We start from the raw sequence: 14,084 nt of genomic DNA, 5'->3' as shown, positions 1-14,084 counted from the left end.
GCGAGTGTTCCGCCCCGCTAGGCGCGGGGCGGTGGGGTGACGCGGTAGATGCGGTGCATGTCAGTCCAGTTCGGCCAGTTGGGTGCGGAGGGTGTCGAGACCCATGCCGCCGAGGCGGAGGGCCTTGGTGTGGAACTCCTTGATGTCGAAGGAAGATCCCTGCCTGCGGCGGGCGTCCTCGCGGGCTTCGAGCCACAGCCGCTCACCGAGCTTGTACGCGGGCGCCTGCCCCGGCCAGCCGAGGTAGCGGTCGATCTCGTCGTGCACCAGCGGCGGGTCGGTGATGGTGCGGGTGAGCATGAACTCCAGGCCCAGCTCCGGGGTCCAGCGCTCGCCCTCGTGGAAACCCGTGCCCTTCGGGATCTCCAGCTCCAGGTGCATGCCGAAGTCGACGAGCACGCGGCCGGCGCGGAACAGCTGCTCGGAGAGCATGCCGAACAGCTCGCCGTCGTCGGAGAGGTAACCGAGGTCCTGCATCAGCCGCTCGGCGTAGAGCGCCCAGCCCTCGCCGTGCCCCGAGACGAACGCCAGCATCCGCTGGAACCGGTTGAGCGAGGGCTGCGCGACCGCGGTCGCGATCTGCAGGTGGTGGCCCGGCACGCCCTCGTGGTAGACGGTGCTGACCTCGCGCCACGTGGAGAACTCGTCACGGCCCGGCGGCAGCGACCACCACATGCGGCCGGGACGGGAGAAGTCCTCGCTGGGACCGGTGTAGTACGCACCCGCGCCGCCACCGGGAGGCGCGATCCGGCACTCCAGCGCCATCAGCTCGTCGGGGATGTCGAAGTGCTTGCCGCGCAGCTCGCGCAGCGCGGTGTCGGACAGCCGCTGCATCCACTGTTCGAACTGCTTGCGGCCGTGCACCCGGTACTTCGGGTCGGCGTCGAGCGCTTCGGCCACCTCGTGCAGCGTCGCGCCCGGCTTGATGCGGGCGGCCACCTCGCGCATTTCGCCTTCGAGGCGGGCGAACTCGCCCCAGCCCCACTCGTAGGCCTCACGCGGGTCGAGCGCGGCGCCGGTGAAGTAGCGCGACCACAGGCGGTACGCGTCCTCGCCGACGGCGTCCTTGACGCGGGCCTTGGGCGCCAGTTCCGCGCGCAGGAACCCGGCCAGCTCGGCGTACGCCTCCTGCGCCGACCGCGCGCCGTGTTCGAGGTCCTTGCGCAGGGCCTCCGGGCCGTTCGCGACGAGGCTGTCGAAGAAGCCCTTCTCACCGCCCAGACCCGCCCACGTCTCGGCCTGCTCGGCGACCTTCGTGACCTGCCGCAACGCGGGCGCGTTGCCCGCCTCGGCGGCGGCGAGCAGGGAGGCGCGGATGCCGTCGACGGCCACGGGGACCTTGTGCAGGCGGGCGGCGATGTTCGCCCACTGCTCCTCGGTGTCGGTCGGCATGAGGTCGAAGACCATGCGGAGGTCCTGCACCGGGCTGGCGATCACGTTCAGCGAGGCGGCGTCCAGGCCCGCTTCGTGGATCTCCAGGTCCAGCCCGACGCGCTCGGTGAAGACCGCCTTCGCGGCACGCTCACCGGCGTCGGCGGGTTCGGTGGCTTCGATCTCCGCGAGCGCGCGGCGGGACAGGGCGGCGCGGGCCGCGTGGCCCTCCGGCGAGTAGTCGGTGAGCTGGTCGTCGTAGCCGGGAATCCCCAGCTCCGTCGCGGCGACGGGGTGGGCCGCCGCGAACTCGGTCACGAACCGGTCGGAGATTTCGTGCACAGACGCCATGGGGGCAACTTACCTGCCCACGGCAAGCCGGTTTTTCAGGCCCGTACGGGCACCAGCCCGAGGCGCTGCACGACCTCGCGCGTCGCCTTCGAGCGGTTGAACGTGTAGAAGTGCAGGTCCGGCACGCCCTCGGCGATCAGCCGCTCGCACAGCTCGGTCACCACGTCCAGCCCCTCGGCGCGGAACGCCTTCGGGTCGCTCTCCAGCGGCCCCAGCCGGTCGAGCAGCCACTGCGGGCACGCCGCGCCGGACAGCTTGATCGTGGTCTTGAGCGTGCGTGGCGTGGTCAGCGGCATGACGCCGGGGATGAGCAGCGCGTCACAGCCCGCGGCGGCGACCCTGTCCCGCAGCCGCAGGAAGTCCTCGGCCTCGAAGAACAGCTGCGCGATGCCGAACTCGGCACCGGCCTTGAACTTGCGCACGAGGTACTTGGTGTCGGTGTCGAGATCGGCCGAACGCGGGTGGCCGTACGGGAAGGCCGACACGCCCACGCAGAAGTCACCGAGCGAACGGACGAGTTCGACCAGCTCCTCCGCGTAGGTGAGCCCCTCGGGGTGCGGCACCCATTCGCCGTACGGGTCGCCCGGCGGGTCACCACGGAGCGCGAGGATGTTGCGCACGCCGACGGCGGCATACCAGCCGATGACGTTGCGCAGCTCGGCGACCGAGTGGTCCACCGCGGTCAGGTGGGCCATCGGGACCAGCGTGGTCTCGGTGGCCACCCTCGCGATGTTGCGGATCGTGCCGTCACGGCTCGACCCGCCCGCGCCGTAGGTGATGGACATGTACGCCGGGTCGAAGCCCTCCAGCTCGCGGATGGAGCGCCACAGCACGGCCTCGTCGGCGGCGTCGCGGGGCGGGAAGAACTCCACGGAGAACACCGGGGACGTGCCCCGCAACCGTTCGACGACCGTCTTCATGCGGCTCATACTAATGGCCTGAGGCGCGTGCGACATATGTCTCGTTCAGGAAGCGAGTTCGGGCTGCCGCGCGCCCCACCGGCGGGCGAGCACCGCGCAGATCATCAGCTGGGCCTGGTGGAACAGCATCAGCGGCAGCACGATCAGCCCGACGCTGTGCGCGGGGAACAACACGGTGGCCATCGGCAGCCCGCTGGCCAGGCTCTTCTTCGACCCGCAGAAGACGATCGCGATCCGGTCCTCGCGGGCGAAGCCAAGGCGCGGGGTGAGGAACCGCAGCACGCCCAGCACGACGAAGAACAGCACCAGGTTCACGACCAGCAGCACGACGAGCGAGACCCAGCTGAGCCGGTGCCAGATCCCGGCGACCACGCCCTCGCTGAACGCCGTGTAGACGACGATGAGGATGACCCCGCGGTCGGCCCGGCCCAGCACCTTCTTGTGCGCGGTGATCCAGCCGCCGATCCACCGGCGGAGGAGCTGCCCGGCGACGAACGGCACGAGCAGCTGCAGCACGATGTCGGTCACCGAGTGCAGCGAGAAGCCGTTGCCCGTGGTGTTCAGCAGCAGGCCCACCAGCAGCGGGGTGAGCACGATGCCGATGAGGCTGGAGAACGACGCGGCGCAGATCGCGGCCGCCACGTTGCCGCGGGCGATCGACGTGAACGCGATCGAGGAGTTCACTGTGGACGGCAGCGCGCACAGGAAGATCACGCCCGCCACCAGTTCCGGGCTCAGCACCGAGGGTTCGAGCAGTTTCGCCGCCAGACCCAGCAGCGGGAACAGGACGAAGGTCGAGACGAGGATCGTCAGGTGCAGCCGCCAGTGCCGGAGCCCGGCCATCGCCTCCGCTGTGGACAGTCGTGCGCCGTAGAGGAAGAACAGCGCGCCGACGCCGACCGAACTGACGGCCGATGCGACGTCCGCGCCCTGGCCGCGCGCGGGGAGCAGGGCGGCGACCCCCACCGCGGCGAGGATGCCGAGGATGAACGGGTCGATCCGGGTTTTCGCGAGCAACGCCGCCCCACGCATGAATCCGGTCCTTTCGCTGGGATCCTCCGATCTTGGGCCGGAACGAACCGATTGTGAAGTATGATCGCTGCTCTAACTGTTATCGCGAACGGTGATATACGCTCGGACGCGTGCTGGACCCGGTGTGGCTGAGGACGTTCCTCGTGGTCGCGGAGACGCGCAGCTTCACGCGGGCCGCGCAGCGGCTCGGGCTGCGGCAGTCCACCGTCAGCCAGCACGTTCGCAAGCTGGAGCGGGCGAGCACGCAGCAGCTGTTCGTGCGGGACACGCACTCCGTGGAGCTCACGGCCGACGGCGAGGCGATGATCGGGTTCGCCGCCAACGTGCTCGACACGATCGAGACGGCTATGAACTATTTCACAGGCGGCGAACTGCGGGGACGGGTCCGCTTCGGCGCCTCGGAGGACTTCGTGGCCGGCCCGCTGCCGGAGATCCTCGGCGAGTTCCGGCGCACGCACCCGCGCGTGGACCTGGAGCTGACGGTGGCGTTGTCCGGTGTGCTGCACGAGCAGCTGCGTGCGGGCGAACTGGATCTGGTGCTGGGCAAGCGGGCCGCGGGCGAGGACGGCGTCGGTGCACTGTGGACGGAGCCGCTGGTGTGGGTGGGCCGTGAGGGCTTCGAACTCGACCCCGGCGAACCCGTGCCGCTGATCGCCTACCCGCCGCCGAGCATCACGCGTGCCCGCGCGCTCGACGCCCTGCGGCGCGCGGGACGGCAGTGGCGCGGTGTGTGCACGAGCGGCAGCCTCAACGGGTTGCGCGCCGCCGCGCTCGCCGGGCTCGGGGTCGCGGTGTTCGCGCGCAGCCTGGTGCCCGCGGGGCTCGTCGAACTGCCCGCCGGCCACGGTCTGCCCGATCCCGGTGAGGTCGAGTTCGTGCTCACCGCGCGCCGCGCGGCGCTGCACGGTCCGACGGCGGCGCTGTCGGACGCCATCCGCGCGGGCGCGAGCCGGCTGCACGGCACCCCCTGAACCATTCCGAAAATTTTCGGAAATCGTCGCGATCATGATTTCCGGAATGGTCACCCCTCCGGCGCAGCCCCATTCCAGGCATTCGAAAACTTTCGAAATCCGTGGTTGACACCGTTGGAAAATCAGGGGCATACTCGGTCCACCGATCGGTACTTCCTCGCCACCAGTCAGCGTCGATGAGGAGGAAATCGACCCATGAAACACGCCTTCAGATCCCCCGGAAACGGTCGGAGGAAAGTGCTTTTCGGCACGATCTGCGCCGCACTGCTGGCCGTGACCACGGTTTTCGCACCCGGTACCGCGAGCGCGGACACCACCATCACCACCAACCAGACCGGGACGAACAACGGGTACTACTACTCGTTCTGGACCGACGGCGGCGGCCAGGTCTCGATGACGTTGTCCTCGGGCGGCAACTACCGCACCAACTGGACCAACTGCGGGAACTTCGTCGCGGGCAAGGGATGGAGCAACGGCAGCCGCCGGACCGTGAGCTACTCGGGCAGCTTCAACCCGTCCGGCAACGCCTACCTCGCGTTGTACGGGTGGACCTCGAACCCGCTGGTGGAGTACTACATCGTCGACAACTGGGGTACGTACCGGCCCACCGGCACGTACAAGGGCACGGTCACGTCCGACGGCGGCACGTACGACATCTACCAGACGACGCGGTACAACGCGCCGTCCGTCGAAGGCACCAAGACGTTCAACCAGTACTGGAGCGTCCGGCAGTCGAAGCGGACCGGTGGCACGATCACGACCGGAAACCATTTCGACGCGTGGGCGCGGGCCGGTATGCCGCTCGGCAGTTTCAATTACTACATGATCCTGGCGACCGAGGGATACCAGAGCAGCGGTAACTCGAACATCACGGTGGGCTGAAAAAACACTCCGATCAGCGGTCTCCCGCGCAGCCCAGTCGCGGGAGACCGCTCCCCGACGCGCGCACAATAAAAAAGGAATTGTCATGTCCAGGAAATCGCGTTTCCGCCGTGGGCTCGCGGCCGCCGCGGTGGCAGCGGCGGGAGCCACCGCCCTGACCGTCGCCGCCGCTCCCGCACAGGCCGCTTCGTGCAGCGGCTACGTCGGGCTCACGTTCGACGACGGTCCTTCCGGCAACACCCCGGCGCTGCTCAACGCACTGCGGCAGAACGGTTTGCGGGCCACGATGTTCAACGAGGGCCAGTACGCGGCCGCCTACCCCGCTCAGGTCGCCGCGCAGGTCAGTGCGGGGATGTGGGTGGGCAACCACACCTACACGCACCCGCACCTGACGCAGCTGAGCCAGGCACAGGTCGATTCGGAGATTTCCCGTACGCAGCAGGCGATCGCGAACGCGGGCGGCGGCACGCCGAGGTTGTTCCGCCCGCCCTACGGGGAAACGAACTCGACGGTGCAGTCGGTCGCGGCACGCTACGGCCTCACGCAGATCATCTGGGACGTCGACTCGCAGGACTGGAACGGCGCGAGCACCGACGCGATCGTCCAGGCCAACGCGCGGCTGACGAACGGGCAGATCATCCTCATGCACGACTGGCCGGCGAACACCGTCGCCGCGATCCCGCGCATCGCGCAGACGCTGGCGAGCAAGGGGCTGTGCGCCGGGATGATCTCGCCGCAGACCGGCCGGGCGGTGGCGCCGGGTTAGTCCCCCCGCCGTTCCCTCAGCAGGTCGCGGGGCGGGAGCCCGGCCAGGGCGCGGACTTCGCGGGCCAGGTGTGCCTGGTCGGCGAAGCCCGCGTCCGCTGCCAGGTCCGCCAGTGAAACCCGCGTGGTGTCCGCCGCGTGCAGGAACCGCTGGAACCGTCCCACCCGGTGCACCGCCTTCGGCGTCATCCCCGTGTGGTCGAGGAACAGCCGCCGGAGGTGGCGGTCCGCCACACCCAGTTCGTCGGCGACCGCCGCGACCGTGGTGCCACCGGACCACAGCCTCCGCACGGCGTGGGTCACGCGGGGGTCCGCCGAGGACTTCCGCAGCGGCTCGGGCAGCACGCCCTCCCACACCTGCTCGACGGCGAGGCGCGCCAGCCGCTCCGGCAGGACCTCCGACACCGGCACGGTCGCTCCCGCCAGCTCGTGCGCGGGCAGCCGCAGCACGGGTCCGAGCGCTTCCGTGCGCAACCTCAGCCCCCGCAGGTGCGCGCCCGGCGGGAGCGGGACGAGCGCCACGTCCAGCGCCGGCCCGACGAAAATCGCCTCCCCGTCGTCGAACACGACGAGGTCCGAACAGCCGTCCGGCACGACCCGCTGCACCCGCCCGTCCGCACCGGCCCGCTGCTCCCACCAGCAGCGCACGACTCCGGACCCGGGCCTCGCTCGATAGGTGGACACGAGTGCGAGTATGGCCGCGGCAGGTAACGGCGGACAGCGGCAGGACGACTTCTCCCCTGTCCGGATGGCGGCGAAGGGATGCGGATGCTCCGGGTACTCGGCGTGCACGGAATCGGTACCCATCGTTACCACCGCCGGAAGGGCTCCGCCCCGGAGGCGGCGAAAGCGCTTGCCGCGGACTGGTTCCAGCACCTGGGCACGGCGATGCCGTCGAACTCCTCCGTGGACCTCGAGGTCGCCTACTACGCCCACCACCTGCACCCCGAGTCCGGGCACAGCCTCGACGAGGACCCGGATTCGCTCTCCCCGACCGAACAGCACCTGCTGACCGAGTGGATCGCGCTCCTGCGCCCCGGCATGACCGCGGCACCACCGGAGGACCGCCTCGCGCTCGCGAACGACTGGCTCCTCCGCGCGCACGGCCCCGGCACCCGCCTGTTCGCGCTGACGTTCTGCCGGGAGCTGCACGCCTACCTCGACGCCGAAGAGGCGAGGCAGGCCGCCACGCGGTCCGTCGCCGAGGCGATCGACGAACAGCGGCCCCAGGTCGTGGTGGCCCACTCGCTCGGCAGCGTCGTGGCCTACGAAGCGCTGTGGGCGCACCAGGAACACGACGTCGACCTGCTCGTGACGCTGGGCAGCCCGCTCGCGCAGCCGGTCGTGCTCGACCGGCTGCGGCCGCCGGAGAACCGCACCCGGCCGCCGCTCGTGCGGCGGTGGGTGAACATCGCGGACCTCGACGACATCGTCGCGGTCCCCGTGCGCGGCATCTCCCGGGAGTTCAAGGGCGTCGACGAGGACCTGTCGATCGCCGCGGGCATGTGGGAGTTCCAGACCCCGGGCGCCTACCTGCGTTCGGGCGACGTCGCCGACGTCGTCTTCGGCAGGCGCAGCCTCACTTGAACAGGTCGTCGGTGAGCTCGCCCGGCTCGGCGCCGACGCGGATGAAGCATTCCGTGCCGAAGGTGTAGCGGAACACGTCGTCGGGCGTGCCGAGGAAGAACGAGTCCTCGCTGATCTGGCTCGGGTGCGCACGCATCGCCTGGCGCTTGTACTCCAGCCACGGCGTGACGTCCACCACCGTCGTGATTTCGCTCTCCGGCTTGCCGATCCCCTCGATCTCCTCGAGCGAGGGCAGCGGCAGACCCGCGTCGGCCATCTCGGCGACGCCCCGGCGCATGTGGTCGCGGTTCACGGTCGACTGGAAGACCCGCGGGGTGCCGGCGAGCTCCGCGGCCCGCATGCCGACGCGGTGCACCTGGATGTGGTCGGGGTGGCCGTAGCCGCCGTTGTCGTCGTAGCACGTCAGGACCTCGGCGTTCTCCTCGCGCAGGATCGCCGCGAGCTTCGCCGCGGCCTCCTCGACCGGCGCGGTCCAGAACGTGCCGGGCTCGTCGTTGGTCGGCTCGCCCATCATCCCGGAGTCCGCGTAGCCGAGGAACTCCACCCTGGACACGCCCAGGATCTCGGCCGCGGCAAGGGTTTCGGCCGCGCGGCGCTCGGCCAGCGACTCGCCGTCGGACAGCAGACCGGGCGGGATCTCGCCCTGCTCGCCGCGGGTCGCCACGACGAGGACGACGCGGTGGCCGTCCTCGTGGGCCTTGCGCATCACCCCGCCGCAGGAGATGCACTCGTCGTCGGGATGGGCATGGAAGGTCACGAAGGTCGCCACCAGGCGAGATTACGGAAATGCTCACACCGTGACCACCCCGCGCGGCGAAAGTGCCCCCCAGGCACGACCATAGGGGCATGGACTACGACGCCGACCTTCCGGGCAACGTGGAGCGCGTGCTGACCCGGTTCCTCCGCGAAGCCGGCGCGGACATCGTGGGGGCGGAGCCGGTGTTCGCCTCCGGCGTCGACGCGCTCACGGAGTTCGTGCTGCGCGGCGGGAAGCGTCTCCGTCCGACGTTCGCGTGGTGGGCCTGGCGCGGTACCGGCGGCGGTACGGCGGACGCCGACGGCGTGCTGCAGGCCGTCGCGAGCCTGGAACTCGTGCAGGCGTGCGCACTGATCCACGACGACCTCATCGACTCCTCCGACTCCCGGCGCGGCAGGCCCACCGTGCACGTGGCGTTCGCGGACCTGCACACCTCCCAGCAGTGGGCGGGCACCGCGGCCGGGTTCGGGCTCGCCGCCGCGGTGCTGGTCGGCGACCTGGCGCTGGCGTGGGCCGATGACATGTTCGGCGCGTCCCCGCTCCCGCCCGCGACGCTCGACGCCGCGCGCCCGGTGTGGCGCGCGATGCGCACGGAAGTGCTGGCGGGGCAGTACCTCGACGTGCACACGCAGGTCACCGGTGACGCCTCGCCCGAGGCCGCGTTGCGCGTCAGCCGCCTCAAGACCGCGGCGTACACAGTGGAACGGCCGCTGCACCTCGGTGCCGCGCTGGCGGGCGCGGGGGATGCGCAGGTCGCCGCGCTGCGGCGGTTCGGCCGCGACCTCGGCATCGCCTTCCAGCTGCGTGACGACCTGCTCGGCGTGTTCGGCGACCCGTCGGTCACGGGCAAACCGGCGGGGGACGACCTCCGCGAGGGCAAGCGGACCCTGCTCATCGCGCTCGGCCTGCGGCGGGCGGACCCGCCGAGGGCCGACGTGATCACCCACGCGCTGGGCAACCCGCTGCTGTCCGAAAAGGACATCGACGACGTGCGCGCGGTGCTGCGCGAGGTGGGTGCGGTGCCCGCGGTGGAGGAGCGGATCGAGCACCTGACCGGCGCGGCGCTCCACGCGCTCGACGAGGCCGGCCTGACCGAACCCGCCGCGGCCGCGCTCGCGGACCTGGCGGCCAGGGCGACGCAGAGGACGTTCTAGATGCGCGGGGACCACGTGGTCGTGATCGGAGCCGGGCTGGCCGGGCTGTCCGCGGCGCTGCACCTGCTCGGCACGGGCCGGCGCGTCACGCTGCTGGAGCGGGACGACCGGCCGGGCGGGCGCGTGAGCGGCCAGGAGTACGACGGGTACAAGGCCGACACGGGCGCCACGGTGCTGACCATGCCGGAGCTGCTTGACGAAGCCCTCGCGGCCGCGGGCCAACCGAACCCGCTGCGCCTGGTGCGGCTCGATCCCGCCTACCGGGCGAGGTTCGCCGACGGCAGCTCGCTGGCCGTGTGCACCGATGGTGACGCGATGGAGGCGGAGATCCGGGAGTTCGCAGGACCGCGGGAGGCTGACGGCTACCGCAGGCTGCGCCGGTGGTTCAGCGAGCTGTACGAGGTCGAAAAGGACCGGTTCATCGGCGCGAACTTCGATTCCCCGCTGGACCTCGCGCGCCCGGAGATGCTGAAACTGCTGGCGCTGGGCGGTTTCGGGCGGCTCGGCCCCCGCATCGGCCGTTTCCTGGCCGACGACCGGCTGCGCCGGGTGTTCTCGTTCCAGTCGCTCTACGCCGGGCTCGACCCGCGCACCGCGCTCGCCGCGTACGGCGTCATCCCGTACATGGACACGATCGCCGGGGTGTACTACCCGCTCGGCGGGATGGGCCGCGTCGGGCAGGTGCTCGCGGACGCGGCGGAGCGCGCCGGGGCGGACGTGCGGTTCAAGACCGAAGCCGCTTGGCTGGAAAGGGTTTCCTCGCGGGTGCGGGCGGTGCGCACGCGCGCGGGCGAGCGGATTCCTTGTGACGCCGTGGTACTGGCGACCGAGCTGACGACCGCGTACCGCCTGCTGGGCACGCGCCCGAAGCGCCCGCTGCCGTTGCGGTACTCGCCCTCCGCCGTCGTGCTGCACGGCAGCACCCGCCGCAGCTGGCCGGAACTGGACCACCACACCATCTTCTTCGGCGGCGCGTGGTCGCGGACGTTCGCGGAGATCATCCGCGAGGGACGGCTGATGTCGGACCCGTCGCTGCTGGTGACCCGCCCGACCGCGACCGATCCCACGCTCGCGGCAGACGGTCAGGTCGTGTCGGTGCTCGCCCCGGCGCCGAACCTGCGGACCGGCCGGATCGACTGGCCCCGCGTCGGTCCGGCGTACCGGCAGGAGCTGCTGCGTGTGCTGACGCATCGCGGGCTCACGGGTTTCGAGGACGAGTACCGGGTCGCGGAGGTCGTCACGCCCCAGACGTGGGCGGAGCGCGGCCTGGCGGCGGGCACCCCGTTTTCGCTCGCGCACACGTTCGCCCAGACGGGTCCGTTCCGGCCGGGAAACCTGGTGCGGGGCCTGGAAAACGTCGTGCTGGCCGGCTGCGGGACGACACCGGGCGTCGGCATCCCGCCGGTGTTGATCTCGGGCCGCCTCGCGGCGGCGAGGATCACCGGCGCCGCTTAGGGTTGGCGGTATGAGTTCCGCTTCGACCAGGCCCGTGCGCGTGGGCCTGCAACTGCAGCCCGAGCACGCCGACTACCGCACGATCCGCGAGACCGCCGCGAGGGCGGAGGACCTCGGGGTCGACGTGCTCTTCAACTGGGACCACTTCTTCCCTCTGCACGGCGATCCCGACGGGCAGCACTTCGAGTGCTGGACGATGCTCGCCGCCTGGGCGGAACAGACGTCACGCGTCGAAATCGGCGCGCTGGTGACGTGCAACAGCTACCGCAACCCCGAGCTGCTGGCCGACATGGCGCGGACCGTGGACCACATCAGCGGCGGCAGGCTCGTCCTCGGTCTCGGCGCCGGCTGGTTCGAAAAGGACTACACCGAGTACGGCTACGAGTTCGGCACCGCGGGCTCGCGGCTGGCGGACCTCGCGGAAGCGTTGCCCCGCATCGAAAACCGCCTCGGGAAGCTGAACCCCGCGCCCACGCGGGACATCCCGGTGCTCATCGGCGGCGGCGGGGAGAAGAAGACGCTGAAGCTGGTCGCGCGGCACGCGGACATCTGGCACGGCTTCGGCGACGCCGACGTGATCGAGCGCAAGGTCGGGATCCTCCGGCAGCACTGCGCGGACGTGGGCCGCGACCCGGCGGAGATCGAGATCTCGACCGGTGTCACGGCCGAACCGGACGAGGTGGGCCCGCGGCTGCGCGAGCGTGGCGTCTCGTTGTTCATCGCCGAGGCGAACGGCCCAGACTACGACCTGACGCTGCTGGAAAGGTGGCTCAAGTGGCGGGACGCCCAGAACTCCTGACCCGGTGCGCGGCGACCCGCTCCCTGGTCGCGCACCGCGCCGAGCAGTAGCGGCGCGGGCCGCCGCGCCCGCTGTCCACAAAGGACCTCCCGCACCCCGCCGCGGCGCACACCCCGCCCGGCGGCGCCTGGCGCTGCGCCAGTGCCACGGCCAGCGCCAGGCACGACGACGTCAGCAGCCACTCCCCCCACGGCGCGTCGTCGCTCGAATCGACGTGCAGGTGCCAGCCCGAGGTGCCGCCGTGCGTGGTCAGCCGCGGCGGGCGGGCGTGCCGGGCCAGCGCCGCGTTCAGCCGTGCCGCGGCCTGGTCCACGTCCTCCGCCGCGAAGATCTCCCGCAGCACGAACGCCGCTTCACGCAGTTCACGCACGTCAGCCTCGGTCAGTTCGATCGGCTCCGGTTCACCGTGCGCACGCAGGACGTCGGCGACCTCGGCCGGTGACGGCTCCCCCGGCACCAGCAGGTTCACCAGATCCGCGGCTCGCTGCAGTTCCACCACCGCAGTGTAACGTGCTTTGCGTGCTAGGCCGTTACTTGGCAGGGGCCGCGCTCGCGCGGACGGGTGACGAGCTGTCCGGACCGGCGGTCCTGCTGCTGGGGATCTCCGTCACGGGCACGCCGGGGGCCGCGTCCGCGCTGTTGACCGGGCTCACCGCCTCCTCGGCGCTCGGCGGGCCGGTGTTCGGCGCGTTCCTCGACCGCGTGGCACGGCCGGGCCTGCTGCTGGCCGCGACGCTCGCCTGGTACGCGCTGGGGCTGGCGCTGGTGCTGCTCGCGCTCGGCCACCTGCCGCTGCCCGCCGTCGTCACGCTCGCGGTGGTCACCGGGCTCGGCAACCCCGCGGTCTCCGGCGGCTGGACCTCCCAGCTGCCCGCCGCGCCGGGCGACCTGCCCCGCGCGACCGCGCTGGACGCGGCGACGTTCAACGTCGCGAGCCTGGCCGGGCCCGCGCTGGCGGCCGTCGTCGCGGACCGGTTCGGTGCGGCGACGGCGGTCGCGGTCGCCGCCGCGATGATGGCACTGGCCATGCCCGCCGCGTGGTCGCTGCCCGCGCGGCGCACCAGTCGCGGGAGGGCGCACTGGACAGCCGGGCTGACCGTGCTCGTCCGGCGCCGGGCACTCCTGCGCGCCACCGTCACCTCGACGATCTCCTACGGCGGCCTGGGCATGGTGGTGGTCTGCTACCCGCTGGTCGGCGCGAGCCGTCTCGGCGGGGCGAGCCGGGGCGCTCTGCTGCTCGCCGTCGTCGCGGGCGCCGCGCTGCTGACCGACGCCGTGCTCGCCCGGCGGCCGTGGCGCGGGCGGCCGGACACGCTCGTGTTCGCCAGCACGGTCGTCCTGGCCACGAGCGCCGTGGGGACCGCGCTGGGCGGGCCCGTCCTGCTCGTCCTGTCCGCCGTGCTCGCCGGTCTCGCCGAAGGACCGCAGCTGACCGCGTTGTTCGCCGTGCGGCACCGGGAAGCACCGGAACACCTGCGGGCACAGGTCTTCACGATCGGGGCGAGCGTGAAGATCACCGGGTTCGCCGCGGGCACGGCACTCGGCGGCGCGCTGGCGGGCTCACCGACCACCTGCCTGCTCGCGGTCGCCGCGGTGCAGCTGGCCGCGGCGGCGGCCTACGCGGCCGTCAGAACGCCATCGCCTGTGCGCGGCGCTTGACCTCGGTCCCGTGGTTGGTGCGCAGGGCGTTGATCGGCGTGGTGCCGGGCAGCGACTCGTCCTCCGAGTACAGCCACCGCAGCATCTCCGTGCGGCTGAACCCGGCGTCCGCGAGCACCGTCAGCAGCCCGCTCAGCCCCTTGACCGGCGCGTTCCCGGCGATGCAGTCGGCGGGCACGCGCAGTTCGCCGTCCCTGCGCACGGCGAGCAGCTGCCCGTCCCGCAGCAGCTGCCGCACCTTGTTCACGGACAGTCCCAGCGCTTCACTGACCTGCGCCAGCGAGAGCACGGCGACGTCCGGTCCGAGCACGTCATCAGCGACTGGAATCGCACTCACAGCTGACACTGTGCCATATCGGGTATCACCCAGCGCAATATCGC

The 14,084-nt window shown here is 71.4% G+C and carries 15 protein-coding genes; 8 read left to right on the top strand and 7 right to left on the bottom strand.

Going from position 1 to position 14,084, the window contains the following annotated elements:
* Positions 1 to 60: 60 nt before the first annotated feature.
* From BMZ92_RS26305 to BMZ92_RS26295, 3 genes are read right to left on the bottom strand one after another with little or no spacing between them, the layout of a single operon-like run.
* Positions 61 to 1,722 carry a DUF885 domain-containing protein gene (locus tag BMZ92_RS26305; RefSeq protein WP_091512769.1) on the bottom strand — a complete coding sequence of 554 codons (1,662 nt, stop codon included), beginning with the start codon at positions 1,720 to 1,722 and terminating at the stop codon, positions 61 to 63.
* Positions 1,723 to 1,757: 35 nt separating this feature from the next.
* A complete protein-coding gene (locus tag BMZ92_RS26300; RefSeq protein WP_091512978.1) occupies positions 1,758 to 2,642 on the bottom strand; it encodes a methylenetetrahydrofolate reductase in 885 nt (294 codons plus the stop codon).
* 45 nt (positions 2,643 to 2,687) lie between these two features.
* The gene (locus BMZ92_RS26295) at positions 2,688 to 3,674 is read right to left on the bottom strand and encodes a bile acid:sodium symporter family protein (RefSeq protein WP_091512766.1); all 987 of its coding nucleotides are present in this window, start codon (positions 3,672 to 3,674) and stop codon (positions 2,688 to 2,690) included.
* A 110-nt stretch (positions 3,675 to 3,784) separates the two neighbouring features.
* Between BMZ92_RS26295 and BMZ92_RS26290 the strand changes: the two genes are divergently transcribed.
* From BMZ92_RS26290 to BMZ92_RS26280, 3 genes are all read left to right on the top strand, one after another.
* Entirely contained in the window at positions 3,785 to 4,645 is an 861-nt protein-coding gene (locus BMZ92_RS26290; RefSeq protein WP_091512764.1) for a LysR family transcriptional regulator, read from the top strand.
* A 237-nt stretch (positions 4,646 to 4,882) separates the two neighbouring features.
* Complete coding sequence (locus BMZ92_RS26285; protein WP_091512761.1) at positions 4,883 to 5,527, top strand: glycoside hydrolase family 11 protein; 645 nt, start codon at positions 4,883 to 4,885, stop codon at positions 5,525 to 5,527.
* Between the two features lie 85 nt (positions 5,528 to 5,612).
* Entirely contained in the window at positions 5,613 to 6,293 is a 681-nt protein-coding gene (locus BMZ92_RS26280) for a polysaccharide deacetylase family protein (RefSeq protein WP_091512759.1), read from the top strand.
* Here BMZ92_RS26280 and BMZ92_RS26275 read toward each other — a convergent pair.
* Positions 6,290 to 6,976, bottom strand: coding sequence for a helix-turn-helix transcriptional regulator (locus BMZ92_RS26275; protein ID WP_245783260.1), 687 nt, complete (start codon positions 6,974 to 6,976; stop codon positions 6,290 to 6,292). The two genes, BMZ92_RS26280 and BMZ92_RS26275, sit on opposite strands and share 4 nt — an antisense overlap.
* Before the next feature lie 84 nt (positions 6,977 to 7,060).
* Here BMZ92_RS26275 and BMZ92_RS26270 point away from each other — a divergent pair, with 84 nt between their 5' ends.
* A complete protein-coding gene (locus BMZ92_RS26270) occupies positions 7,061 to 7,879 on the top strand; it encodes a hypothetical protein (RefSeq protein WP_143249949.1) in 819 nt (272 codons plus the stop codon).
* Here the strand turns inward: BMZ92_RS26270 and BMZ92_RS26265 are convergent.
* Complete coding sequence (locus BMZ92_RS26265) at positions 7,872 to 8,648, bottom strand: PIG-L family deacetylase (protein ID WP_091512753.1); 777 nt, start codon at positions 8,646 to 8,648, stop codon at positions 7,872 to 7,874. The genes BMZ92_RS26270 and BMZ92_RS26265 overlap by 8 nt on opposite strands.
* A gap of 77 nt (positions 8,649 to 8,725) precedes the next feature.
* Between BMZ92_RS26265 and BMZ92_RS26260 the strand changes: the two genes are divergently transcribed.
* The 3 genes from BMZ92_RS26260 to BMZ92_RS26250 are packed head-to-tail and all read left to right on the top strand — an operon-like array spanning position 8,726 to position 12,044.
* Positions 8,726 to 9,790 carry a polyprenyl synthetase family protein gene (locus BMZ92_RS26260; protein ID WP_091512752.1) on the top strand — a complete coding sequence of 355 codons (1,065 nt, stop codon included), beginning with the start codon at positions 8,726 to 8,728 and terminating at the stop codon, positions 9,788 to 9,790.
* Complete coding sequence (crtI, locus tag BMZ92_RS26255; RefSeq protein ID WP_091512749.1) at positions 9,791 to 11,245, top strand: phytoene desaturase family protein; 1,455 nt, start codon at positions 9,791 to 9,793, stop codon at positions 11,243 to 11,245.
* A 10-nt stretch (positions 11,246 to 11,255) separates the two neighbouring features.
* Entirely contained in the window at positions 11,256 to 12,044 is a 789-nt protein-coding gene (locus tag BMZ92_RS26250) for an LLM class F420-dependent oxidoreductase (protein ID WP_091512748.1), read from the top strand.
* Here BMZ92_RS26250 and BMZ92_RS26245 read toward each other — a convergent pair.
* Positions 12,016 to 12,540 (bottom strand): CGNR zinc finger domain-containing protein, encoded by a 525-nt coding sequence (locus BMZ92_RS26245; RefSeq protein ID WP_245783259.1) that lies wholly within the window; start codon positions 12,538 to 12,540, stop codon positions 12,016 to 12,018. The genes BMZ92_RS26250 and BMZ92_RS26245 overlap by 29 nt on opposite strands.
* Positions 12,541 to 12,563: 23 nt before the next feature.
* Between BMZ92_RS26245 and BMZ92_RS26240 the strand changes: the two genes are divergently transcribed.
* Positions 12,564 to 13,703 carry an MFS transporter gene (locus tag BMZ92_RS26240; protein WP_245783258.1) on the top strand — a complete coding sequence of 380 codons (1,140 nt, stop codon included), beginning with the start codon at positions 12,564 to 12,566 and terminating at the stop codon, positions 13,701 to 13,703.
* Here the strand turns inward: BMZ92_RS26240 and BMZ92_RS26235 are convergent.
* Positions 13,672 to 14,040 carry an Rv2175c family DNA-binding protein gene (locus tag BMZ92_RS26235; protein ID WP_091512742.1) on the bottom strand — a complete coding sequence of 123 codons (369 nt, stop codon included), beginning with the start codon at positions 14,038 to 14,040 and terminating at the stop codon, positions 13,672 to 13,674. The genes BMZ92_RS26240 and BMZ92_RS26235 overlap by 32 nt on opposite strands.
* Positions 14,041 to 14,084 lie beyond the last annotated feature (44 nt).

The sequence above is a fragment of the Amycolatopsis sacchari genome, from assembly GCF_900114035.1.
Lineage (GTDB): Bacteria > Actinomycetota > Actinomycetes > Mycobacteriales > Pseudonocardiaceae > Amycolatopsis_E > Amycolatopsis_E sacchari.
This window is presented reverse-complemented; position numbering and strand designations above follow the sequence as displayed.